25 protein-coding genes and 1 other RNA gene are annotated in these 21,943 nt (G+C 68.1%); 15 read left to right on the top strand and 11 right to left on the bottom strand.

Translation table 11 applies throughout. The annotated features are described in order from the left end of the window. Window positions 1–462 precede the first annotated feature (462 nt). A complete protein-coding gene (locus tag ABTW65_RS07075; protein WP_350659256.1) occupies window positions 463–1,347 on the top strand; it encodes a hypothetical protein in 885 nt (294 codons plus the stop codon). Window positions 1,348–1,407: 60 nt separating this feature from the next. Here ABTW65_RS07075 and ABTW65_RS07070 read toward each other — a convergent pair whose 3' ends face one another. The 5 genes from ABTW65_RS07070 to ABTW65_RS07050 all read right to left on the bottom strand — a co-directional run bounded on the left by ABTW65_RS07070 (window position 1,408) and on the right by ABTW65_RS07050 (window position 4,631). Beyond that, window positions 1,408–1,941 (bottom strand): hypothetical protein, encoded by a 534-nt coding sequence (locus ABTW65_RS07070; RefSeq protein WP_350659255.1) that lies wholly within the window; start codon window positions 1,939–1,941, stop codon window positions 1,408–1,410. Then, entirely contained in the window at window positions 1,938–2,636 is a 699-nt protein-coding gene (locus tag ABTW65_RS07065; protein ID WP_350659254.1) for a hypothetical protein, read from the bottom strand. Before ABTW65_RS07065 ends, ABTW65_RS07070 begins: the two co-directional genes overlap by 4 nt. A 22-nt stretch (window positions 2,637–2,658) precedes the next feature. Further along, entirely contained in the window at window positions 2,659–3,306 is a 648-nt protein-coding gene (locus ABTW65_RS07060) for a hypothetical protein (RefSeq protein WP_350659253.1), read from the bottom strand. A gap of 769 nt (window positions 3,307–4,075) precedes the next feature. Next, window positions 4,076–4,425: RNase P RNA component class A (gene rnpB / locus ABTW65_RS07055), an RNA gene on the bottom strand. 14 nt (window positions 4,426–4,439) lie between these two features. Then, window positions 4,440–4,631 carry a DUF1918 domain-containing protein gene (locus ABTW65_RS07050; protein WP_350659252.1) on the bottom strand — a complete coding sequence of 64 codons (192 nt, stop codon included), beginning with the start codon at window positions 4,629–4,631 and terminating at the stop codon, window positions 4,440–4,442. An 88-nt stretch (window positions 4,632–4,719) separates the two neighbouring features. Between ABTW65_RS07050 and ABTW65_RS07045 the strand changes: the two genes are divergently transcribed. Beyond that, complete coding sequence (locus tag ABTW65_RS07045; protein WP_350659251.1) at window positions 4,720–5,160, top strand: tetratricopeptide repeat protein; 441 nt, start codon at window positions 4,720–4,722, stop codon at window positions 5,158–5,160. A 53-nt stretch (window positions 5,161–5,213) separates the two neighbouring features. After that, window positions 5,214–5,525, top strand: a complete 312-nt coding sequence (locus tag ABTW65_RS07040) for a 4a-hydroxytetrahydrobiopterin dehydratase (protein ID WP_350659250.1) — start codon at window positions 5,214–5,216, stop codon at window positions 5,523–5,525. Between the two features lie 6 nt (window positions 5,526–5,531). Here the strand turns inward: ABTW65_RS07040 and ABTW65_RS07035 are convergent, their stop codons facing one another. The 3 genes from ABTW65_RS07035 to ABTW65_RS07025 are packed head-to-tail and all read right to left on the bottom strand — an operon-like array spanning window position 5,532 to window position 8,721. Next, window positions 5,532–6,293 (bottom strand): transglutaminase family protein, encoded by a 762-nt coding sequence (locus ABTW65_RS07035; RefSeq protein WP_350659249.1) that lies wholly within the window; start codon window positions 6,291–6,293, stop codon window positions 5,532–5,534. Window positions 6,294–6,307: 14 nt separating this feature from the next. After that, window positions 6,308–7,237: an alpha-E domain-containing protein gene (locus ABTW65_RS07030; protein WP_350659248.1), complete on the bottom strand. Its 930-nt coding sequence runs from the start codon at window positions 7,235–7,237 to the stop codon at window positions 6,308–6,310. Continuing rightward, on the bottom strand, window positions 7,237–8,721 hold the full coding sequence (locus ABTW65_RS07025; RefSeq protein ID WP_350659247.1) for a circularly permuted type 2 ATP-grasp protein: 1,485 nt from the start codon (window positions 8,719–8,721) through the stop codon (window positions 7,237–7,239). The genes ABTW65_RS07030 and ABTW65_RS07025 overlap by 1 nt, the downstream gene beginning before the upstream one ends. A 76-nt stretch (window positions 8,722–8,797) precedes the next feature. On the opposite strand from ABTW65_RS07025, the gene ABTW65_RS07020 reads away from it, so the two are divergent. Continuing rightward, the gene (locus ABTW65_RS07020) at window positions 8,798–9,007 is read left to right on the top strand and encodes a hypothetical protein (RefSeq protein ID WP_350659246.1); all 210 of its coding nucleotides are present in this window, start codon (window positions 8,798–8,800) and stop codon (window positions 9,005–9,007) included. Window positions 9,008–9,027: 20 nt separating this feature from the next. On the opposite strand, the gene ABTW65_RS07015 is transcribed toward ABTW65_RS07020, so the two are convergent. Next, the gene (locus tag ABTW65_RS07015; protein ID WP_350659245.1) at window positions 9,028–10,239 is read right to left on the bottom strand and encodes a PQQ-dependent sugar dehydrogenase; all 1,212 of its coding nucleotides are present in this window, start codon (window positions 10,237–10,239) and stop codon (window positions 9,028–9,030) included. Window positions 10,240–10,278: 39 nt separating this feature from the next. Between ABTW65_RS07015 and ABTW65_RS07010 the strand changes: the two genes are divergently transcribed. Further along, entirely contained in the window at window positions 10,279–10,926 is a 648-nt protein-coding gene (locus ABTW65_RS07010; protein ID WP_350659244.1) for an ion channel, read from the top strand. 66 nt (window positions 10,927–10,992) lie between these two features. Continuing rightward, window positions 10,993–11,928 (top strand): putative endonuclease domain-containing protein, encoded by a 936-nt coding sequence (locus ABTW65_RS07005; protein WP_350659243.1) that lies wholly within the window; start codon window positions 10,993–10,995, stop codon window positions 11,926–11,928. A gap of 21 nt (window positions 11,929–11,949) precedes the next feature. Here the strand turns inward: ABTW65_RS07005 and panB are convergent, their stop codons facing one another. After that, entirely contained in the window at window positions 11,950–12,831 is an 882-nt protein-coding gene (gene panB, locus ABTW65_RS07000) for a 3-methyl-2-oxobutanoate hydroxymethyltransferase (RefSeq protein ID WP_502890549.1), read from the bottom strand. Window positions 12,832–12,929: 98 nt separating this feature from the next. Further along, the gene (locus ABTW65_RS06995; protein ID WP_350659241.1) at window positions 12,930–13,466 is read right to left on the bottom strand and encodes a GNAT family N-acetyltransferase; all 537 of its coding nucleotides are present in this window, start codon (window positions 13,464–13,466) and stop codon (window positions 12,930–12,932) included. A 54-nt stretch (window positions 13,467–13,520) separates the two neighbouring features. On the opposite strand from ABTW65_RS06995, the gene ABTW65_RS06990 reads away from it, so the two are divergent. The 9 genes from ABTW65_RS06990 to ABTW65_RS06950 all read left to right on the top strand — a co-directional run bounded on the left by ABTW65_RS06990 (window position 13,521) and on the right by ABTW65_RS06950 (window position 21,922). Continuing rightward, complete coding sequence (locus tag ABTW65_RS06990) at window positions 13,521–13,991, top strand: GNAT family N-acetyltransferase (protein ID WP_350659240.1); 471 nt, start codon at window positions 13,521–13,523, stop codon at window positions 13,989–13,991. A gap of 124 nt (window positions 13,992–14,115) precedes the next feature. After that, the gene (locus tag ABTW65_RS06985; protein ID WP_350659239.1) at window positions 14,116–15,180 is read left to right on the top strand and encodes a 3-keto-disaccharide hydrolase; all 1,065 of its coding nucleotides are present in this window, start codon (window positions 14,116–14,118) and stop codon (window positions 15,178–15,180) included. Window positions 15,181–15,203: 23 nt separating this feature from the next. After that, on the top strand, window positions 15,204–17,228 hold the full coding sequence (locus ABTW65_RS06980) for an NAD(+) synthase (RefSeq protein WP_350659238.1): 2,025 nt from the start codon (window positions 15,204–15,206) through the stop codon (window positions 17,226–17,228). A gap of 46 nt (window positions 17,229–17,274) precedes the next feature. Further along, window positions 17,275–17,910, top strand: a complete 636-nt coding sequence (locus ABTW65_RS06975; RefSeq protein WP_350659236.1) for a maleylpyruvate isomerase family mycothiol-dependent enzyme — start codon at window positions 17,275–17,277, stop codon at window positions 17,908–17,910. Between the two features lie 71 nt (window positions 17,911–17,981). Next, on the top strand, window positions 17,982–18,617 hold the full coding sequence (locus ABTW65_RS06970) for a SatD family protein (RefSeq protein WP_350659235.1): 636 nt from the start codon (window positions 17,982–17,984) through the stop codon (window positions 18,615–18,617). 79 nt (window positions 18,618–18,696) lie between these two features. Then, window positions 18,697–19,446, top strand: a complete 750-nt coding sequence (locus ABTW65_RS06965) for a hypothetical protein (RefSeq protein ID WP_350659234.1) — start codon at window positions 18,697–18,699, stop codon at window positions 19,444–19,446. An 11-nt stretch (window positions 19,447–19,457) separates the two neighbouring features. After that, window positions 19,458–19,649 (top strand): hypothetical protein, encoded by a 192-nt coding sequence (locus tag ABTW65_RS06960; protein ID WP_183545993.1) that lies wholly within the window; start codon window positions 19,458–19,460, stop codon window positions 19,647–19,649. Window positions 19,650–19,698: 49 nt separating this feature from the next. Then, entirely contained in the window at window positions 19,699–21,036 is a 1,338-nt protein-coding gene (gene glnA, locus ABTW65_RS06955) for a type I glutamate--ammonia ligase (protein WP_350659233.1), read from the top strand. Window positions 21,037–21,145: 109 nt separating this feature from the next. After that, window positions 21,146–21,922: a type 1 glutamine amidotransferase gene (locus ABTW65_RS06950; RefSeq protein WP_350659232.1), complete on the top strand. Its 777-nt coding sequence runs from the start codon at window positions 21,146–21,148 to the stop codon at window positions 21,920–21,922. The last annotated feature ends 21 nt before the right edge of the window (window positions 21,923–21,943 follow it).

The following is a 21,943-nucleotide window of genomic DNA, read 5'->3' as shown; positions in this document are numbered from 1 at the left end:
TGATCTGCGTTTCGGCAGGTCAGGGGTGAAGCGGACGGGCTGGCCTGTAAGCCTGGAAGGTGCCCCGCTCAGACGGCTGCTGGTGACCCGTTGATGGTAATTGGCGCCTGACCTGCGGAAACTCCGATGGGGAGTAGCGGAAGATTGCGGGCGGCCCTGGAAGTCTTGTCCGCAGTATGTCCGCAGTAGACCGAGCTTCGGTGACGGGTCGGAGGGATGGGTGGTTGGGCCGATGTTGCTGGGCACGACCAATCCAACCGGGACGGACGAGCGGAGACGAAGCGCCCGCATTTCATGTGGGGATCAAAGCTCCCGAAGTTCATGCGCCGGAAGGCACGAACTCGAGCCGACGGACCTGGTGGCGACGGAAGTGACGCATTTCGAGCTCTCGTGTCTCTGCGGTTTCGCCGGGTTGCAGCGGTCGCTCAGGTCCCACGCGGCCTTGCCAACTCATCTGGCAGGATGCTCATCCCCTGGTTGAATGAAGATGAGGATTTCATGGGCGCGAAGCAGGTTACGGAGTTTCGGGAAAGGCTTGATCGTGACGGCGCTGTGGATGTCCGGATCAGCTGGGCCAAGGCTGCGGCTGGGTCACCGTTGTGGGTCGTGTTTCCGCTGCTGATGTGCGTGATTGGAGTCCTGATAGCCGTCGGTGGTGATGCCACCGGGTGGTTTGTGGCGTCGTTCGGCGTCGCGATCGTCGCGTTTTCCTGGATCCGCTTCGCGGAGACCTTCCTCGGTCGCGGCCCTGCCTTGCGAATCGCCGAGGATGGATTGACGATCCGTCGTTGGCGGCAGCCGATGACCGTGCCATGGTCAGACGTTGTGGGACCACGGCGGGTCCCGGAGGCTGGCACCAGCGAAGATGCCTTCGTCATACGCCTGTCGGATCGTGCCTACGACGAATACATCGACAGCCTTCCTGGGATTCTCCGTCGGGGAGTCAGTGGGCAGAACCGGAACGGCGTACGGCTTCCCCGAGTGTTTGAACTTTCCCTGTCGGACTTCGAGGTGCTGCTCAACGACGACACCATCCAGTCGATGGTGACCTGCAGCGCGCCGTACAACCTCGTGCTCGACTGGGGCACCGACGACGGTGGCGGGTCGGTGTTGCGTACGCATGCACGGTGGTACGTCAACCAAGACGAGCTTCCGATTTCGTCGTCGATGCGAACTGAACTGGCGAAGTGGTGGGATCGCACGTTGCCGATCGGTCGAGCATTTGACGGTGACGATGTCGACTGGGGCAGGTATGACGCATTGGCCGAGGACGTCAGGTCCGACGGCGAGCGTCTCGCCCGCGCACTGCAGCTCGAGCTGGGCAGCGGCTCCAAGGTCACTTACTGACTGTAGTCCTGAACAGAAGCCCCTGCCCGATGGGAAGTCGCGTGCGCTGCGACGGAGAGATCAGTCCCACTCCGGCTCCGGCTTGGCGCGGTGCCATTCGTCTTCGAAGACGCGCTGGGGGATCTCCTTGTCGGCGAGCTCGGGGTCATAGAGATCGTCGGGTGGGTTGAATGGCCAGTCGTCTTCGGTCGAGCGAAATCGATCCCCGGTTTCGGTGACCCGTACTTGCCGGACACGGCGTCCGTCTGGCCCGTGCTCCGTGAAGTACACCTCACGCAGACCTTGCTCTTCCTCAACCCGTTGCAGCCAGACCCGGTCACGGCCGACCAGCCGTGCGAAGCCAGTGGCTGTGGACTGGCGGAGTCGGGTCTGGATCATGTCCCACAGGGGTGAGTACTGGTCAACGGCATCGAGATCGACCTCCTCCAGGTCCCATCCGTCGGCCTTCGCCATCGTCTCGGGATCGTCGATGACCTCGACCTCGGCCACGCGACGAGGAATCTCCTCTGGCGTCGCGGCGCGTACCCACCACCAGAGGCCGCCCATGCCGTAGTCGTGAAGCACGAGATACCGTCGCCGCTCTGGACGCGTCACGGCGTCTCCTTCTCGATCAATGCGGATAGCCGGAGTCCTTCGGTGATGGCTTCGATGAGCGCGGTTGCGTGGTTCGGTACATGCCGGGTGGTCCAGGCGGGCAGGGCAGCGAGGAAGGCTTCGATCTCGGACTCCATGACGGCGAGCGCGGCGTCCAGTTGGTCTCTCGGGCACTCGATGGTGGCCAGGACGCGGTCCTCGTCGTCGTGCTGGGTGATCAGGATCTGGTCGGCATCGATCGCGAGGCCCGTGTCGGGTGAGTGGCCGAGGTAGGCGAACGCTGACCGCCCGGCGAGGAAGTCGTAGACCTCGTCGCGCTCGCCGAACGCGACACAGCATCCTGGCATCATCGTGACGCCGGTGCTGGTGTCGGCGAAGGCCGGTCCTCCCCAGACGACAATCTCGGTGCCCTCGGCCTCCCGGTTGGCCGCCCGGCCGAGGTATTCCTCGATGGTTGCGGCTGGGTGCTGTTCATCGTCGTAGTAGAACCAGTGCAGGCCGGCGTGGATTACGGATCCGATCTGCTCATCGGTGAGATCGCCGGAAAGCGAAATGTGGGCACCTGGTACCGCGCTGGATGTGGGCCACAGGTCGAAATCGGGGTCGTAGTAGATCTCGACAGCCGGTGCGATCTCCAACGATGGGGACTGCTGGGACACTCTGGGAGGATCCCAGAGGTGCGCCACCACGGGCAATCGGGTTTGTGGACCCGGGTGGCTATCGGTGCGTTTGACAGATCTCGATGTGCAGTCCGTGCCAGATCCCCTCGATGTCGAGTTCGGTGCAGACGTGCACGTCGGGCTGGGCGGCGATGTCGGCGGGTGCCTCCTGGGCGAGCTTGGCGATGCCGTCGCCTTCGAGCTCGAAGGCGGGCCGGGAGCCGGTGATGACCAGGGTCTCGGCCGCGATGGTGGAACGTAGGGTGTCGCGGTGCTGATGCCAGTAGGTCCGTTCCCGCTCGGCGGCCGTGATCTCACGGAAGGGTCGTTTCGGGAGAGTGATGGTGTGCGGATGCCAGAGCCTGGCGCGGGTCCGGACCTCCTTCCAACGAGAGGGCGGGAACGCGAGGCTGTGATGGAGGAGCAGCAGGTCGAGGCGGCGGCGCTTCGCCCAGGTGCCGCACTCGCGCGGGCTCTCCCGGAGTGGCAGGTGGATCAACGTACGCGGCGAGCGGGCGGCGAGCCACCACGCGCAGGCGAGCTCGACTGCGGTGGGCTTGTCGAGGCAGATCTCGGCGCCGTTCCAGCTGGTGGTGTGCAGCGGTGCGTGCTGCATCGGTCGGGCGGGGCGTACGACTCGGTAGGTCTGGTTGCCGAGGCGTACATGGCTGGTCTGCATACGCCACCGCTGGCCGTCGAGCTTCATCGAGTGATGGGCTGGTTCAGGGACATGACGAAGAGGATGGCGCAGCGGCGCGTGGGTAGCGACAGGGTTTCGGCGGGGACTGAGGGCGTCAGTCCTCGTCCGCGACCCAGAAAGGCCGACGCCGAGCTCGTTGATGACGACCAAGCCGCGATGAGCCGGCATGAGTTCGGCTCGGTGGGCGAGGCTGCGGTTGAGAAGGCTCGCGAGGGACTTTGCGCGTCGGATCGTTCGGTCTTGATCCACGCATTGCCGAGCGGTTCGATCCCGGCCATGCCGGCAATAGCGTCGTACGCTTCGGCTTCGCCGGGACCGAGGACGGTCAGCCAGACCTCTCGGTGGCGAGACTCTGCATGAAACCGAGCACATCGTCGCGTAGTCCCGGTGCGGTCACCGAAACTCCGCGGTGACCTCGATGAGTCCGACGATGTGGTCGTTGAAGTCGGCGAGGTCCTCGGCAGGGATCCAATCTCCAAGATGGTCTGACCACCGGCTGTTGAACGTCGTAGCGGTCGAGGAAGGTTTTCTCGAAGCATGCTCTCGATGTTGCTACGAGAGCATCCAGATCTACGGCGGCTGCTCGATCAAGCAGCTCCAGGCCAACCTGGGGCACAAGTCGGCGAGCGAAACGTGGGACACGTACAGCCATCTGATGGGCGACGCGGACGACCGTTCACGGGCGGTAATCGAGGCCGCCCTCGGAGAAGAAGTCAGAGACTCGGTCCAGAGTAGACGCCTCTAAATCTGTCTCCGCAGGTCAGAAGCTATAAAGCGGACGGGCTGGCCTGTAAGCCGGGTTCTGTAGTCGGCGACCATCCATCTCGGGCCATCGTTGCCGATGGCCTCTAGCAACCTACCCGCGCACTCGGGCGGACCGCCCTCAAACGTACGCTGTCTGGTCTTGCTCCGGGTGGGGTTTACCTAGCTCCTCGTGTCACCACGAGGACTGGTGGGCTCTTACCCCACCGTTTCACCCTTACCGCTACCTGGAGGGTAGAGGCGGTCTGTTCTCTGTGGCACTGTCCCGCGGGTCACCCCGGGTGGCCGTTAGCCACCACCCTGTCCTGTGGAGCCCGGACTTTCCTCGACGTATCTCTACGACGCGATCGCCCGGCCAGCCCGTCCGCAGCAAAAGTCTAGTGTGCGGCGGGCTCGATGTGGGCATCCGGACCGGGGAAGACGAGTGACTCGTGGTCGCTGTCGCTCCAGCGTACGAGGTAGGGAGGGCTGCCATCGGGGTGGCTGACCTCGATGATCTCGGCCTCTCGTGTGTGGTCGCCGACGTGTGGGCCCATGACGACGAGGTGGTCACCTACTGATGCGTGCATGCGCGTTCACCTCCTAACCGTCACAATGGTGCTCCCATGGCGGGTGTAGATGGAATACCGCGTGGGGGTATCACGTTCGGAGGGTGTGATGACGGAGAACGAAGAGTTCGAGTACGTAGCCCCGGCTGTTCGGCCCAATATTCAACTCAGCCCGGGCCAGAGCGCCCACGAGGTGGCCTACCGTACGGCCCACGATCTGCTCTCGCGGCGCTTCCCGGTGGAGGCGCTGGAGATCCTGGAGCCGGCGCTGGCCGACGACCCCGACAACATCGGGTTGCGGAGCATGCGCGCGTGGGCCTACATGCTGCGCGCCCAGCTCGCCAAGGCCGAGGCCGAGCTGCGCTGGCTCGTCGAGCGCGACCCCAGCGACGCCTGGAGCCAGCACTCGCTGGGTCGCGTCCTGGAGCGCCAGGACCGTCTCGAGGACGCGCTCGGCCCGCTGCGCCTGGCGGCCGTGATGAGCGACGACTACGACCATCACGCAGCCGTCTACCGCGTACGCAACCGGCTCGCGCAGCGCCAGGAGTGAGCCCGGGCGTGGCCCGGATGACGCGGCGACCTCGGCGGTGGCAGGGTGGGGGCATGGAACCTGACACCACGACCCTCAACGCCGAGCAGGTCGCCCAGGAGGAGCTCGCCGGCTGGACGTTCGACACCAGTGGCGAGGCCGACAGCATCGTCGCCCGCGTGGAGACCGGTGACTTCATCACCGGTCTCGCGCTGGTCAACGCGATCGGGGCGAAGGCCGAGGAGGCCAACCACCACCCCGACATCGACCTGCGCTACCCGTACGTCGAGATCCGGCTCACCAGCCACGATGCCGGTGGCGTCACCAGCCGTGACGTCGCGCTGGCGAAGGTGATCAACGGGCTCGCGGCCGAGAGCTCGCTCTGAGCGAGCCTAGGCGAGGCGGGTCATCTCGACGGTGACCTCGACGGCCGGCTCCTCGGGACCCGAGTAGATCCCGCCCAGCGGCTTGACGTCGGTGTGGTCACGACCCGTGGCCACACCGACGTACGCGTCGCCGGGCTCGGTGCCGGTCGCGGGGTCGATGCCGTGCCACCCGTTGTCCCACCACTCCACCCAGGAGTGGGCGCCCCCGGGATAGACATAGCCGGAGACGTAGCGCGCCGGGATCCCGACCGTACGCAGCGCCCCGAGCAGTTGGTGGGCGGCATCGAGAGCCGGGTAACCGGTTGCGGCGGCTTCAATGGCAACCTCCTGCGCGATCGCTACCGCGGCTTCACCGGGAAGCGCGGCGTCGGCTGCTAAGGACTTGGCCCGCACGGCAAGCGGCTCGGAGGGTGTGACCAGCGAGGGCAGGCCCAGGAACTCGATGAACCGGTCCGCTACCCCTGGCAGCGCGGCCTCCTCCCAGGTGAGCACCGGCGCCGCCCCGGGCTTCCGGTCGACCTGGACGGTGCTGGTCGCGGAGACCTTCAGGGCCCGATGCGCCTCGAGCACCTCGATCGCGGTGACCTCGTTGCCGAAGTAGTCCTTGTACTCATACGTCCACGGCTTGGGCGAGACGTCGATCCGGTGATGGACCACGATCTGGTCGGGCGTGGTCAGGGGAGTCAGCCGCGCCTGGTTGTAGGAGGCGACCGCCGCTCCGTCGTAGGCGAACGTCGTGGTGTGCACGATGCGGAACTGCATGCTCATCTCGATCAGACTCCTCAGACCGGCTGCCAGGCCAGCGCCTCGGCGCCGGCGAAGTAGCGCTTGGTGACCGCCTCGGTCGCATCGGCACAGGTGGCTTGGAGCCGCTCCATCTCGGCGGGTAGGTCCGCCAGGAGATCGTGGAGCGAGCGATACTCCAGCGACGCCCGCATCCGCCCGATCAGCCGGTGGGCCTCGTCGGTGAACCCGGCTCGGCGGGTCGTCCCCTCCAAGGTGTCCAGCGCCCCCTCTGCCCGCTGCAGCGCGTGCACCACCGAGCGCGGGAAGATCCGGTCCAGCAGCAGGAACTCGGCAGCGGCCTGCTCGGTCTCGACCCCCTTGTTGACCCGCAGGAACGCGTCGTACGCACCGCAGGCGCGCAGCGTCGAGTTCCACTGGGACGCCCCGCCGGCGCTCGTCAAGGAGGTGGTCGCGACCAGCCGCGAGGTCATGTCCGCGCGCTCGACGTAGCGCCCGAGCATCAGGAACTGCCAGGACTCATCCCGCATCATCGTGGCGTCGGCGGTGCCGTTGATCTGGGCCACCCGGTCGCGTACCCAACCGAAGATGAACGGGGCCCGCATGTGCTTGAACTGGCCGGCCGGGATCGCCCGGTAGGTGGTGTTGAGCGCCTCCCACAACGGCACCGAGAGCGTCTCCCGCGCCCCGCGGGCCGACTCCCTGGCCGCGCCGAGCGCATAGGCCATCGAGGTCGGTGCGGTGGTGTCGTACGCGAGCATGTCCAGCATCTGCGGCAGCCCGACCTTCTCGTCCTCGGCGAGCTCGATGCCCATCACCGCGAGCAGCGAGCGGCAGGCGGTCTCCTCGTCGGTGGCTGCGTCCTCGAGGATGTGCTGGGTCTGTACGTCGAGGATGCGCGCGGTGTCCTCGGCACGTTCGACATAACGCCCGATCCAGAACATCGACTCGGCGATGCGACTCAGCACTACGCAACCCCCTGCGTTTGAGACTGACCCCGGCCGTGCGGCCGAGAGGACGTCGGTCCGGCGAGCACCCAGGTGTCCTTCGAGCCGCCGCCACGGGAGCTGTTCACGATCAGCTCGCCCTCTGCGAGCGCCACCCGAGTCAGGCCACCGGGAAGAACCCAGACCTTGTCGCCATCCTTGACCGCGAACGGCCTCAGGTCCACATGACGCGCCCCGAGATCTCCATCGGTGAAGGTCGGGACCGTCGAGAGCTGCACCACCGGCTGCGCGATCCAGGAGCGGGGGTCCTCCAGGATCTTGCCGCGCAGCACCTCCAGCTCGCGCGCGGAGGCCGCCGGCCCGATCACGATCCCCTTGCCGCCGGAGCCGTCGACGGGCTTGAGCACGAGCTCGTCGAGCCGGTCGAGGACCTCCTCGCGCGAGGACGCGTCGCCCATCCGCCAGGTGTCGACGTTGCGGATCACCGGGTCCTCGCCGAGGTAGTAGCGGATGATGTCGGGCATGTACGTGTAGACGAGCTTGTCGTCGGCGACGCCGTTGCCCACCGCGTTGGCCAGCGTCACGTTGCCCATCCGGGCGGCGTCGATCAGCCCCACACAGCCGAGCATCGAGTCGGGCCGGAAGTGCACCGGATCGAGGAACTCGTCGTCGATGCGCCGGTAGATGACGTGCACGGGGGCCAGCCCCTTGGTCGTACGCATCAGCACCTGCCCGTTGCGGCAGACCAGGTCGCGCCCCTCGACGAGCTCGACCCCCATCGTCCGGGCCAGCAGCGCGTGCTCGAAGTAGGCGCCGTTGTAGACGCCCGGGGTCAGGACGACCACGTTGGGGTCGGCGACGCCGGCGGGAGCGGCCGCGCGCAGCGCCGCGAGGAGCTTCTGCGGGTAGTTGGCCACCGGCCGGATCCGGTGCTCGCCGATCGTCTCCGGGAGCGCGGCCGAGATCGCACGACGGTTGGTCATGACGTACGAGACCCCGGACGGGACCCGTACGTTGTCCTCCAGCACGCGGAACTCGCCGGTGTTGTCACGGACCAGGTCGATGCCCGAGACCTGGACGCGTACGCCGTTGGGCGGGTGCACCCCGGCGGCAGCGCGGTGATAGTGGCTGGAGGTGGTGATCACCTCGCGCGGGATCACCCCGTCCTTGAAGACCTTGCCCTCGTCGTAGATGTCGGCGAGGAACAGCTCCAGCGCCTTGACCCGCTGCTGGACGCCCTTGTCGATCGTCGCCCAGGTGTCCCGCTCGATGACCCGCGGCACGATGTCGAGCGGGAAGGCCCGCTCCTCTCCGCCGATGTCGAAGGTGACGCCCTGGTCGAGATAGCTGGCCTGCATCGCCTCGACCCGGCTGATCAGCTCCGCCGCGCTGAGCCTTCGCAGTGAGTCACCCAGCCGTTGATACGGAGGACGGAGCTCGCTGCCGACGAACATCTCGTCATAGGCCGGATCCCGCGTCTCATAGGCGTCGAACATCTGGCTCATGGAGGCAACCTACTGAAATCCGTGTAACAGCGCTGTTGCCCACGCGAACATCTAGCGCAACGGTAAGTTGGCTTACATGAGCGACGAGCACGCGGGCGAGTACTACTACTGCCTCAAGCACAAGACCGTCGAGCCGTACGAGGGTTGCAAGGCCAAGGACCGTCTCGGCCCTTACGCCTCCCACGCCGAGGCCTCCCGCGCGCTGGAGCACGTGCAGGAGAACAACGAGCGCTGGGAGAAGGAAGACAAGGCCTGGGAGGGCGACGCGGGCACCGAAGACAAGTGATCTTCAGCTCCGGGTGATCTTCAGCGCGGGGTCACCCGGAGCAGCACGTCCTCGCCGCCGTTGTCGCTGGTGATCAGCAGGTCGCCGTCGGCGGCCAGCGAGACCGTACGCAGCCGCCCGTGGTCCTGCATGACCTCGGGTGAGTTGTCATCGGCGAGCTTGCCGGACTCGTCGAAGGAGATGATCCGCAGCTCCTGGTCCTTGAGCACCGCGACCGCGAGCGCCCCGCCGTAGGCGCCCCACCGCTCCTGGACCGGGATGAAGGTGCCGCCACCGGTCGCGATGGTGGGGTTGCCGGAGCTCCAGGCCGCCTCGATCTGCTTTCCGGGCAGGTCCTGGTCGGTCATCGGCACCGACTCGTCATAGCCGGCGCCGGGGTTCCAGCCGTAGTCGCCGCCGAGGGTGATCTCGTTGACCTCGTCGTCGCGGTCGGGGCCGTGCTCCATGGACCAGATCGTGCCGTCTGCTCGCTCTGCCAGACCCTGCACGTTGCGGTGGCCGAACGAGGTGATGTAGCGCCGGGGCCCCTGGTCACCGGCCCACGGGTTGCCGGGCCAGGGCTTGCCGGTCTCCGGGTCGAGCCGGAGCGTCTTGCCGCCCAGGGAGTCGAGGCTGCGCGGGTTCTCCTCGTTCGCCGCGTCGCCGGTGCCGACCCACAGCGCACCGTCGGCGCTGATCAGCAGCCGGCAGCCGCCATGGCGCCCGGAGCTGGTGGGGAAGCCGTCGATCAGCGTCCGCTCCTGAGTTGCCCGGGTCAGGCCGGCGTCGAGGGTCCAGGAGATGACGCGTACGTCCTCGCCACCGTTCCATCCCTGGCAGGTGTAGATGCGCCGGTTCTCGGCGAAGCCGGGGTCCACCTCCAGGCCCATCAGCCCGGTCTCGCCTGAGACCCAGATGTCGCTGTCCTCGAGGGAGATCTCGCGCCGGTCGCCGCCCTCGATCAGAGACAGGACCGCCCGGTCGCGCTCGGTGACCAGGAACCGGTCCTCGCCGATGTCGGCGACGTCCCAGGGGTGGTCGAGCTCGTCGTTGACCACCTCGACGTCGAGCTCGGGCACCCGGTCGGACGTCGGCAGCACGGCGGCGGGAGCCGACGAGGAGGAGCTCGCGGAGGCGCTCGGCGAGCCCGACGGGTTCAGTGGTGGGGGAGTGGCGGCCGGCGTGGGATCACCGGAGCACGCCGCAGTCGAGCCGAGACCGAGAGCGAGGACCAGGGCGGCAACGGCGCGCATGCCTAGAAACTACAGGCGCCGCCCTTAACCTGTGCGGTTATGGCCAACGTGATCCGGTCGATGCGCGAGCACCCCTCTGCCGTACTCCTGCTCGGACAGGTGGTGGCGATCCTCGCCTACCCCTTCCTCGACAGCTCCACCGCGGGCCGTGCGGCGCTGGGCGTGCTGCAGCTGCTGCTCCTGCTGGCGGCGGTCGCGGCGGTACGCATGACCCCGGCGTTCTCCTGGGCGGCCATCATCTTCGGCGGACCGGCGACGATCTTCGCGGTGTGGGAGTCCGTCGCGCCGAACGAGGGCTGGGTCGTGCTGACCTCGGCCTTCTTCCACGTCCCGTTCTACCTGTTCGTCTCCTACGCAATGATCCGCTATCTCTTCCACGACGACGTGGTGACCCGTGACGAGCTCTTCGCCACCGGAGCGGCGTTCACCGTGGTCGCCTGGGCCTTCGCCTATCTGTACGCCGCGGTGCAGGTGATCTGGCCGGGCTCGTTCGGCGACCAACGGCAGTGGTTCGACCTGCTGTATCTCTCGTTCACGACGCTGACCTCGGTCGGCCTCTCCGACATCGTGCCCGTGCTCCCCAACGCCCGCTCGATGGTGATGATCGAGCAGATCGCCGGGGTCTTCTACGTCGCCATGGTGGTCGCCCGCCTGGTCGGGCTGGCGGCCGCCAGGGCTCGACGCTGAGTTTTTCTCCACAGGCTGAGCCGAATGCGGTGGCGCCAGACCTGACTTCGTCGCAGCGTGGGGCGCATGGGGAAGGTAGACCCAAGCCGGGCGCCACGCAGGCGCAGCGGCCGCTGGGTGAGTCTCGGTTCCGGTGTTCGGCTCGCGAGCGACGTCGGTGAGGAGGCTCCGGTCTGGGCCCGGATGCGGGCCTGGGCGGAGCAGCTGCCGGATGGCATGGTCTTCACGGGGCTGACCGCGGCGGAAGCGTACGAGCTCTGGCTGCCGCCGCTGGCTCCGGACCGTCCCCTCGAGATCTCGGTCCCGAGCGGGGTGCGGGTGCGTCGGCCGCAGGTGGACGTCACCCGCCACAGGCTTCCTCCGCACAGTCACGGGATTGACGGCGTACGGATCGCGACGGTCGCCGAGACCGTGCTCGCCGCTGCTCGCCGCCTCTGTCTGCTGGACCTGGTCGTGCTCATCGACGGCGCGCTGCACGAGCGGGGTTGCACGCGCGAGGATCTCGAGGTCGTGGCGCGAGGGCGCCGGGGCGGGCCGCGGTTGCGGGAGGCGCTCGCTCTGGCCGACGGCAGATCTGAGTCGCCGTGGGAGTCGCTGCTGCGGATGCTGCACGAGGCGTGCGAGGTGCCGGTGCAGCCTCAGGCCGAGCTGTTCGACGACGCCGGTCGCTTCGTCGCGCGGGCCGACCTGCTGATCACCGGGACCAGAACCCTGCAGGAGTACGACGGAGCCGTGCATCGCGACCGTGGTCAGTATGCCCGTGACCGCCGCCGGGACTCGCGCCTCGCGGATGCGGGCTACGTACGCCACGGCTATGTGGCCCCGGACGTCCGCTTCCGCGCCGCGATGATCCTGCGGGAAGCCGACGAGGCGCTCGGCCGGACCTACGATCCGACCCGTCTGGACGCCTGGTACGCCCTGTGGCGTGGCTCGCTGTGGGAGCAAGATCCGAGAAGTGGTCAATTTGGGCCCGGCGATGAGCCGGCGGACGGCCCAAATTGACCACTTCTCAAGCGTAGATCGTCAGAAGGTGTGCTCGGGGCCGGGGAACGTCGAACCCTTGACGTCGGAGATGTACGCCTCGGCGCCCTCGGACAGGACCGACTGCACATCGGCGTACTGCTTCACGAAGCGTGCCATCTTGCCGCTGCGCATGCCGAACGCGTCCTGCCAGACCAGAACCTGGCCGTCGCAGTCGGGGCCGGCACCGATGCCGATCGTGGGGATGTCGAGCTCCTTGGAGATCTGCGCGGCGACCTCGCCGGGGACCATCTCCATGACGACCGCGAACGCCCCAGCCTCCTGGACGGCCTTGGCATCGTCGATGATCCGGTCGGAGGTGTCCCCGCGACCCTGGACGCGGTAGCCGCCGAGCACGTGCTCGGACTGCGGGGTGAAGCCGATGTGGGCGATGACGGGGATGCCGCCCTCGGTCAGCTTCTTGATCACCGGAGCCATCTCGGCGCCGCCCTCGAGCTTCACGCAGTGGGCGCCGGCCTCCTTCATGAACCGCACCGCGGTCAGGTACCCCTGCTCCGGCGAGGCCTGGTAGGAGCCGAAGGGCAGGTCGCCGACGACCATCGCCCGCTTCACGCTGCGCGAGACCGCACGGGTCAGCGGCAGCAGCTCGTCCACGGTCACCGGAAGCGACGTCTCGTTGCCGAGGACGTTGTTGGAGGCCGAGTCACCGACGAGCAGCAGGTCGACCCCGGCCTCGTCGAAGATCTGGGCGGTGTACATGTCGTAGGAGGTCAGCATCGTGATCTTGTCGCCACGCTGCTTCATCTCGCGAAGATGATGCGTGCGCACCTTGCGTACGGGCTTGGCCGGCGCACTGGCAGTCGTGCCGGCGGCAGCTCCGGTCCCGTAAGGGGCGGTCTCCTCAGCAGAGGGGTTCGTGCTCATCATCGAGCCTTTCTGGTGTCATCTCGCAGCTCCCTGATGGAGTCCACGGACTGTTCCCAGCGTATGTCGAGAAGATGTCGTACGCGCTGTGGTGGTAGTCACAGCCGGTCGAAAGGCGCGGCGTAGGCGAACGTGCCGCGGACGGACGGGTCGTACGCCGCGAGCGGCCGTGCCTGGAAGTAGTCGCCCCAGGCAGGATCGGGCGCGTCGATGCCGAGGGTCGAGGCGGGCACGAAGCCGAAGCGGCCGTAGTAGGCGGGGGAGCCGAGGAGGACGACGACCGGCTCGCCCATCGCGTCGGCGGCACCGAGGATCGCGTGCATGAGCGCCGAGCCGACGCCGTCGCGCTGCCGGGCGGGGGAGACGCTGACCGGACCGAGACCGAGCGCGGGCCGGCCGGCAAGCGTCCCATGTGTGGCCACGACATGTCCGACGATCTCGCCGTCGGCCTCGGCGACCAGCGAGAGTTCGGGGATCCAGCCCGGATCCTCGCGCAGCCACCCCACCAGCGTCGCCTCCCCGGGCACGCCGTCGGGCTCGATCGGCGGTGCGGAGTGCTCCACATCGGAGAAGACAGCGGCGGTGACCGCACGGATGTCGGCCACGTCCTCGGGACGTTCACGTCGGATCAGCACGGTCCGACGCTAAACCGAACGACAGGCCCGGCGCTCCTGGTTATCGTCGCGTCCATGCGGGTGCGAGAGGCGACGGCGGAGGACCTCGACGCGGTGATCCACGTCGGCGTGACGACCTGGCGGGCGACGTACCCGCCGATCACCGGCGAGGCGTACGTCGAGGAGGGCATCACCAAGTGGTGGGCACCGGACGCGGTGCTCCCCGGGATCAAGGCCGGCACCGTCCTCGTCGCCGAGGTCGACGGCCAGGTCGTCGCGATGGCCTCCTACTCGCTCCGCGAGGACCACCTGATGCTCTGGAAGCTGTACGTCCTCCCCGACTCCCAGGGCTCCGGCGCCGGTGGCGCGCTGCTGAGCGAGGTGATCGCCCGCGCCGGCGACCTGCCCGTACGCCTCACTCACCTCGTCGGCAACGACCGCGCTCACGCCGTCTACGAGCGCCTGGGTTTTGTCGAGACGGAGAAGGTTCCCAGCCCCATCGACGACGGCCCGGAAGAGATCGTGATGGAGCGCCCGGCAAGCTGACCCCACTTTCGAAGATCGTCCGCGAAAGTCGTTCGAAAACGGTTGAAAGTCGACGGCCGCCGCCACTAGCATCCAGCGTGACGCGCATCACATCTCAGTAGGCGTCCTGACGTTCGGAGTCTCGATGTCCCACTTCCTCCACTCACGCCGCTCTCGGACCCGGCTCGCCCTCGGGTCGGCCGTCCTCGGGATCACCGCCCTGTGTCTGGGCGGTCCGATCGGAGCCGCCTCCGCGACTCCCGCTGAGACGCCCTCGCCGACAGCGACCTGCCCGGCGCCGGATGCCCGCTCGAGCGTGGTCTTCCTCGATCTCGACAGCGGCGTCGCCAACAGCACCCTGACCTCCGGCTGCACCATCAACGACGTCATCGACGACGAGCGGACGTGGCCGACTCACGGGGCCTTCGTGGCGCACGTCCGCAGCGTCACCGCCGATCTGGTCGCCACCGGTGAGGTCACCCGGGCCGAAGCCAGCCAGTTGCAGTCCGCTGCCGCCCGCTCGCAGGTGGGGATGGTCGAGGGTTACGACTGGCTCTTCGACGGCTCGGCCGACTCCTTCGACGACTGGGCGTACGCCGGCGACGGTGGGTTCGACCTGGTGCCGGACGGCACCATCCGCAGTCGTGCCGGCGTAGGTGGCGGGTTCGGGACCCTGTGGTACCCGAACCAGGAGTACGGCGACTTCTCGTTGCGACTGCAGTTCCGTGACGACGCGCCCGGTGCGGCCCGTGGAAACAGCGGCGTCCAGGTGCGCTTCCCCGAGCTGTGGGGCCCGATCGAGGGGTGCCCGACCACGTTCAACGGCAGCGAGACCGGCAACCTCTCCTGGATCGCGGTCAACTGTGGCCACGAGATCCAGGTCAACGACTCGCCGGAGGGCGGCGGCAACGACCCCCGCAAGACCGGGTCGATCTACGGCTTCGCCGATCTCACCCTCGCCGAGGCGCGACCGACGCCGAAGGGCACCTGGAACGACCTCGAGATCCGCGTCGTCGGACAGCACTACACCGTGATCCGCAACGGCGTCGTGATCAACGAGTTCGAGAACCTGCCCGGGCTCCCGTTCCCCGGTCGTCCGAACGACCCCGATTCCAGCAGCCGAGGGTTGACCGGTCACGTCGGGGTTCAGGCGCACGGCAGCGCCCCGGACGCGGTGTCCTACCGGAACATCCGCATCCGCGACCTGTAGCCGGTCGCGCCTAGACTCGGGGCGTGGACTTCTACTCCGCCTACTCCCATGGCTTCGCACGGGTCGCGGCGTGCACCATCCCGATCTCCGTCGCCGACCCGGCTGCCAACGCGCGTGAGGTGATCGCGCAGGCCCGCGAGTGCAGCGACGAGGGGGTGGCGGTCGCGGTGTTCCCCGAGCTGTGCCTCTCGGGCTACTCGATCGACGACCTCGTCCTGCAGCGGACGCTCCTCGACGCCGTGCACGCCGCGATCAGCGCGATCGTGGTGGCGTCCGAGGAGCTGCTGTCGGTGATCGTCGTCGGCGCCCCGCTGCGCCACGGCGACCGGGTGCTCAACACCGCGGTCGTGATCCACGGCGGCGAGGTGCTGGGGGTGGTGCCCAAGACCCACCTCCCGAACTACCGAGAGTTCTACGAGAAGCGGTGGTACGGCACGGGCGACGGCGCCGACGGCACCATCATGCTCGGCGGCGAGGAGGTGCCGCTCAGCAACGAGCTGCTCTTCCGCTGCACCGACGTCAAGGATCTCGTCTTCCACGTCGAGATCTGCGAGGACATGTGGGTCCCGGTGCCACCGAGCGCCAAGGCCGCGCTGGCCGGGGCGACCGTGCTGCTCAACCTCTCCGCGAGTCCGGTCACCGTCGGGCGCTCCGACGCGCGCCGCCTGCTGGTGCAGTCGGCGAGCGCGCGGTGCGCTGCTGCGTACGTCTACACCGCCGCCGGGCCGGGCGAGTCGACGACCGACCTGTCCTGGGACGGGCAGACGATGGCGTACGAGCTCGGCGAGCTCTTGGGGGAGACCGAGCGGTTCCCGGACGGGCCGCGGCGCACCGTGGTCGACGTCGACCTGGAGCGGATCCGCGGCGAGCGGATCCGGCAGAGCACCTTCGACGACAACCGCCGGTCCGAGGGCGCCTACCACTCCGAGATCGAGTTCGAGCTGAGCCCGCCGCTGGTCGGCGGCGGGCTGCGGCGAAAGGTCGACCGGTTCCCGTTCGTCCCCGACGACCCCGACAAGCTCGCGCTGGAGTGCTACGAGGCCTACAACATCCAGGTCTCGGGGCTCGAGAAGCGGCTCCAGTCGATCGGTCCGGACACGAAGATCGTCATCGGCGTCTCCGGTGGGCTCGACTCCACCCACGCGCTCATCGTCGCCGCCAAGGCGATGGAGCGGCTCGGCCGGCCGGCGAGCGACATCCTGGCGTTCACGATGCCCGGCTTCGCGACCTCGGACGACACCAAGTCCAACGCGATCAAGCTGATGGAGGCGCTCGGGACGACCTACGAGACGCTCGACATCCGCCCCACCGCCACCCAGATGCTCAAGGAGATCGGCCATCCGGCAGGCAACGGCGAGCCGGTCTACGACGTCACCTTCGAGAACGTCCAGGCGGGGCTGCGTACGGACTTCCTCTTCCGCATCGCCAACCAGCGCGGCGGGATCGTCCTCGGCACCGGAGACCTCTCCGAGCTGGCGCTCGGCTGGGCGACGTACGGTGTCGGCGACCAGATGTCGCACTACAACGTCAACGCCGGCGTGCCGAAGACCCTGATCCAGCACCTGATCCGCTGGGTCATCACGACCGAGCAGTTCGACGGCACCGCCGACCAGGTCCTCCAGGAGATCCTCGACCAGGAGATCTCGCCCGAGCTCGTGCCGGGGGAGGAGCTGCAGTCGACGGAGCAGAAGATCGGCCCGTACGCCCTGCAGGACTTCACCCTCTTCCACACCGTGCGCAACGGCTTCACGCCCTCGAAGATCGCCTTCCTGGCGTGGAACGCCTGGCACGACGTCGAGGCCGGCGAATGGCCCCCGGGGTTCCCCGAGGGGAAGCGGACGGCGTACGAGATGAAGGAGATCCGGGCCTGGCTCGAGGTCTTCGTGAAGCGCTTCTTCGCCAACCAGTTCAAGCGCTCGGCGCTGCCCAACGGTCCCAAGGTCTCCAACGGCGGCACCATGTCGCCCCGCGGCGACTGGCGGATGCCCTCGGACGCCTCCCCTGCCGCTTGGCTCGCCGAGATCGAGGCCCGGGTTCCTGTGGAGTAGGGATTGCGATGGACGGGTCGCCCGGGCCGGTCGTAGCGTCACGCCCATGGCATCCGGCAGCAAGGTCTGGCCCGTCGTGCACGCCGAGCGGGAGGCGTTGATCCGTGACCTCGGCACGCTCACCCCGGGCCAGTGGGAGACGCCATCGCTGTGCGTCGGCTGGAGCGTGCACGACGTGCTCGCCCACATGATCGACGTCGCGACGACGACACGGATGGGGTTCGTACGCCGCATGATCGCCGCTCGCGGAGACTTCGACCTCGACAACCAGGCCGGCGTCGACCGGGAGCGTGCCGAGGATCCGGCCGAGACCTTGGCGGCCTTCCGCCGGGTCGCCGGGCGGACGGCGACCCCACCGGCTCCGCTCGCCACTCGGCTGGTCGAGGAGTTCGCCCACGGCGAGGACATCCGGCGGCCGCTGGGCCTCCAGCGCGACTACCCGGTCGAGCACGTCGCCACGGCGCTGGGCTACCTGGCCAAGACCTCGCAGAAGTGGGGCGGGGGCAAGGAGCGAGCCGAGCGCGTACGTCTCGTGGCCACCGACGCCGACACGGTGATCGGGACCGGTCCCGAGGTCCGCGGCACCGCGATCGCACTCGTGCTCGCGCTGTCCGGCCGTCCGGTGGCGTCCGGCGAGCTCACTGGACCTGGGGCGGCCGTGATGCCCACGGCTTCGCGGTGAAGGCGATATCTTCATCTAGGTCGAATAAAGCAAATACCTTCATCTCATCACAATGAAGGTATGATCTTCACATGGTGTCTGTAGCGACTGTGATCGGCGACCTCGTGGGCTCGCGCACGAAGTCCGACCGCGCGAAGGTCCACGAGGCGTTTGCCGGGGCCGTCGAGGAGATCAACGAGACCTGGCAGCCGGTCACCCCGCTGCGGATCACGGTCGGCGACGAGTACCAGGGAGCCTTCGAGACTGTCGGCGCCGCGATCCAGGCCACGTTCCGGCTGCGGATCGCGCTCGACCCCGTGGTCGGCGTACGCCACGGCATCAGCTGGGGCGCCACCCGGGTGCTGAGCGACGAGCCCCGGGTCGAGGACGGACCGGGGTGGTGGGCCGCGCGGGCGGCGATCGAGACCGCGGAGGATGCCGAGAACAAGGCGGCCTCCCGCAGCGTACGGACCTGGTATCAGCCGGCGGAGGAGGCGGGCGGGCCGGACCCGGCCGCCGTCAACGCCGCTCTGATCTCGCGCGACGAGCTGTTTTCTCGCCTGGACCGGTCCTCGGTGTCGGTGCTTTCTGGCATGCTCTCCGCCATGCCTCAGAAGGCCATCGCCGCCGAGCTCGACATCACTCCCTCCGCGGTCTCCCAGCGCGTCCGCCGCGACGGGATCGCCGCGATCATGCGCGCCGACGAGCTGTTGGGAGAGGTCAGATGAGCGAGCGCAAGCGAGCGAGCAATCAGGTCATCATGCCGCCGCGTCCGTATCCTGGCGCTTGCGCTACGGGGGCGGCGGCATGAGTTGGATAGCGCTGCTGCTGATCGGGGTCGGCACGGTCGACTTCGCCCACTCGATCATCGATCCGTTCAAGCGGATCCGCTGGGTCCCCGAGGCGATCGGGGCAGCCGCGGTGATCGCTTTTGGTCTGCTCTCGGCCCTCTTCGGAGGTGACCTGGCGGCCGTGATCGTGATCGCCGGAATCACCGTGCTGTGGGGGTTCCTGGCCCATCCGCCCGAGGGCTCGGACAAGAACCCACGTCCGGGGATCCCGCTGGCTCTGCTCGGCGGGGCGATCTTCGTCGGGATCCTGCTGGCCCCGGTGGCCGGCGAGGTCGGCGGACCGGTCGCCGCGTGGGCGGAGCAGGCGCCCTGGGTCTGGGTCGAGGCGGCGCGCCCCGAGGCCGTGCTGCTCGTCTTCGGCGGCCTGCTGGTCCAGGTCTCGACCGGCAACGTCGTGGTGCAGCTCGTCCTCGACGTCGCCAAGGTGTCCAACCCGCTCGACGGTGTCGCCGGCAACAATCTCAAGGGTGGCCGGCTCCTGGGACCGCTCGAGCGGCTGACGATCTTCGGGCTCGGCCTGACCGGCAACCTCGCCGCCGCCGGGCTGGTGGTCGCGGCCAAGGGCTTGATCCGCTGGCCGGAGCTGCAGTCGTTCCGCGGTGAGCACGAGGGGCCGAGCATCAACGACGTGACCGAATACTTCCTGGTCGGCAGCTTCGTCTCCTGGATGACCTCGCTGGTGACCCTCGCCCTGGTCATCACCTAGATTGCGGTGTCATGACTGTGGGTAAGGCTCTTGGGCTCCTGGTGGCGGCCGTGCTTCTCCTGGCCGGGGGAGCGCTGGCGCTGACCGGCATGGGCTATCTCGGCGGAGGCGGCACGAGCACCGCCTGGTCGGTCCTCGGAGCGGCCCTGGCGGGGTTCGGGGTGGCGCTGGTGATCTCGATCTTCAGAGGTCCCGGCCGCTGACCGTGGCGCGGTGGTCCCGGCTGTAACGTCGGACCGTTAGTGTTCACGCATGGGCAAGCAACAGGACTTCGTGCTCCGGGCACTCGAAGAGCGGGACGTACGTTTCGTGCGGCTGTGGTTCACCGACGTGCTCGGCTATCTGAAGTCGGTCGCGGTGGCGCCGGCCGAGCTCGAGAGCGCCTTTGCGGAGGGCATCGGCTTCGACGGCAGTGCGATCGAGGGGTTCGCTCGGGTGACCGAGGCCGACATGCTGGCCCTGCCGGACCCGAGCACGTTCCAGATCCTGCCGTGGCGTACCGATGGCCCGTCCACGGGCCGGATGTTCTGCGACATCGTGATGCCGGACGGCTCGCCGTCGTACGCGGACCCGCGCTACGTGCTCAAGCGCACCCTCTCCAACGCCGCGGAGAAGGGTTTCACCTTCTACACGCACCCCGAGATCGAGTTCTACCTCTTCAAGGACAACCCGAGGGACGGCAGCGAGCCGACCCCGGTCGACTCCAGCGGCTACTTCGACCACACCGCCCAGTCGATGGGCGCCGACTTCCGGCGTGAGGCGATCACGATGCTGGAGGCGATGGGGATCTCGGTGGAGTACAGCCACCACGAGGGCGGGCCGGGTCAGAACGAGATCGACCTGCGCTACGCCGACGCGCTGAGCACCGCCGACAACATCATGACCTTCCGTACGGTGATCCGCGAGGTGGCACTGAGTCAGGGCATCTGGGCGAGCTTCATGCCCAAGCCGTTCACCGAGCACCCGGGCTCGGGCATGCACACCCACGTCAGCCTGTTCGAGGGCGACGCCAACGCGTTCTACGAGCCGGGCGCCGAATACCAGCTCTCCAAGACGGGTCGCAGCTTCATCGGCGGCGTGCTCCGCCACGCCGGCGAGATCACCGCGGTGACCAACCAGTGGGTCAACTCCTACAAGCGCCTGATCGGCGGGGGAGAGGCGCCGGCTCACGTCGCCTGGGGCCACAACAACCGCTCGGCGCTGGTCCGGGTGCCGATGTACAAGCCGCTCAAGGGCCAGTCGACCCGCATCGAGGTCAGGACCCTCGACGCCGCCTGCAACCCCTACCTCGCCTTCGCCGTGATCCTGGCGGCGGGCATGAAGGGCATCGAGGAGGGCTATGAGCTGCCGCGTGAGGCCGAGGACGATGTGTGGGCGCTGACCGAGCGCGAGCGCAAGAGCCTCGGCATCGACCCGCTGCCGGAGAATCTCGACGAGGCGATCGGGATGGCCGAGGACTCCGAGCTCCTCGCCGAGACCCTCGGCGAGCACGTCTTCGACTTCTTCCTGCGCAACAAGCGCGCCGAGTGGGCCGCCTACCGCGAGCAGGTGACCGCCTACGAGCGCTCCCGGATGCTGCCGGTCATCTGAGCCAGCAAACTGGTTGACAGGGAAACTCAAGCCCGATTCCTCACTTCCGATCCGGTGCTGCCACACTGGATCGGACGGGAGAGTGGTGATGTCGTTGAGTCTTCCCCGAGTGCTTGTGATCCAGCACGAGGAGACAGTTCCGCCGGCGTTGTTCGGCCATTGGCTGGCTGAGGCGGGCATGTGTGTCGACGTCTGCCGGGCATACGCCGAACCGATTCCGCCTCTTTCGTCGCTGGACGCCTCCTACTCGGGGCTGCTCGTCATGGGCGGCTCGATGGACGCCGACTCCGACGCCGAGCACCCCTGGCTGCAGGTCACCCGCGAGCGGATCGCGCAGGCTGCTGAGGCCGGTATCCCGACGCTCGGGATCTGCCTGGGCCACCAGCTGGCCGCGATGGCCCTCGGTGGCACCGTGGAGCGCAGCCCGTTCGGGCTGACCGTGGGCGTACGCCAGGTGACCTGGGAGCCCGAGGTGCTCTTCGACCCGCTGATGCGCCTGTTGGCAGGCGACGACCGAGCCCTGCACTGGCACCGCGACGTCGTCGGGCAGCTGCCCGAGGGCACCGTCGAGCTGGCCACCTCGATCGACGGGCACGTCCAGGCGGCTCGGTTCGCTCCGACCGTGTGGGGTGTGCAGTTCCACCCAGAGGTCGACGCGGCTGCGGTTGCGGTCTGGGCCGAGGAGTCCGTCGAGGAGCTCGAGCAGATCGGACGCAGCGTCGACGACGTGGTCGCGACGGCCACCTTCGCCGAGAAGGAGCTGATCAAGACCTGGCAGCCGCTGGCCTTCGGGTTCGCTCGCCTGGTCCGTGAGCGCAGCGCCGCCGTCGCCCCTGGCGGCACCCGCGGAGGAGTCATCTCGACCCTTAGGCCCTGGAGCGCCTGAAACCGGCCAGTGACAGAATCG

Origin of the sequence: Nocardioides sp. NPDC127503 (genome assembly GCF_040302165.1) — a bacterium.
In the GTDB taxonomy this organism is placed as follows: domain Bacteria; phylum Actinomycetota; class Actinomycetes; order Propionibacteriales; family Nocardioidaceae; genus Nocardioides.
The sequence above is the reverse complement of the archived record's forward strand: the minus strand, read 5'-3'. Positions and strand labels throughout refer to the sequence as shown.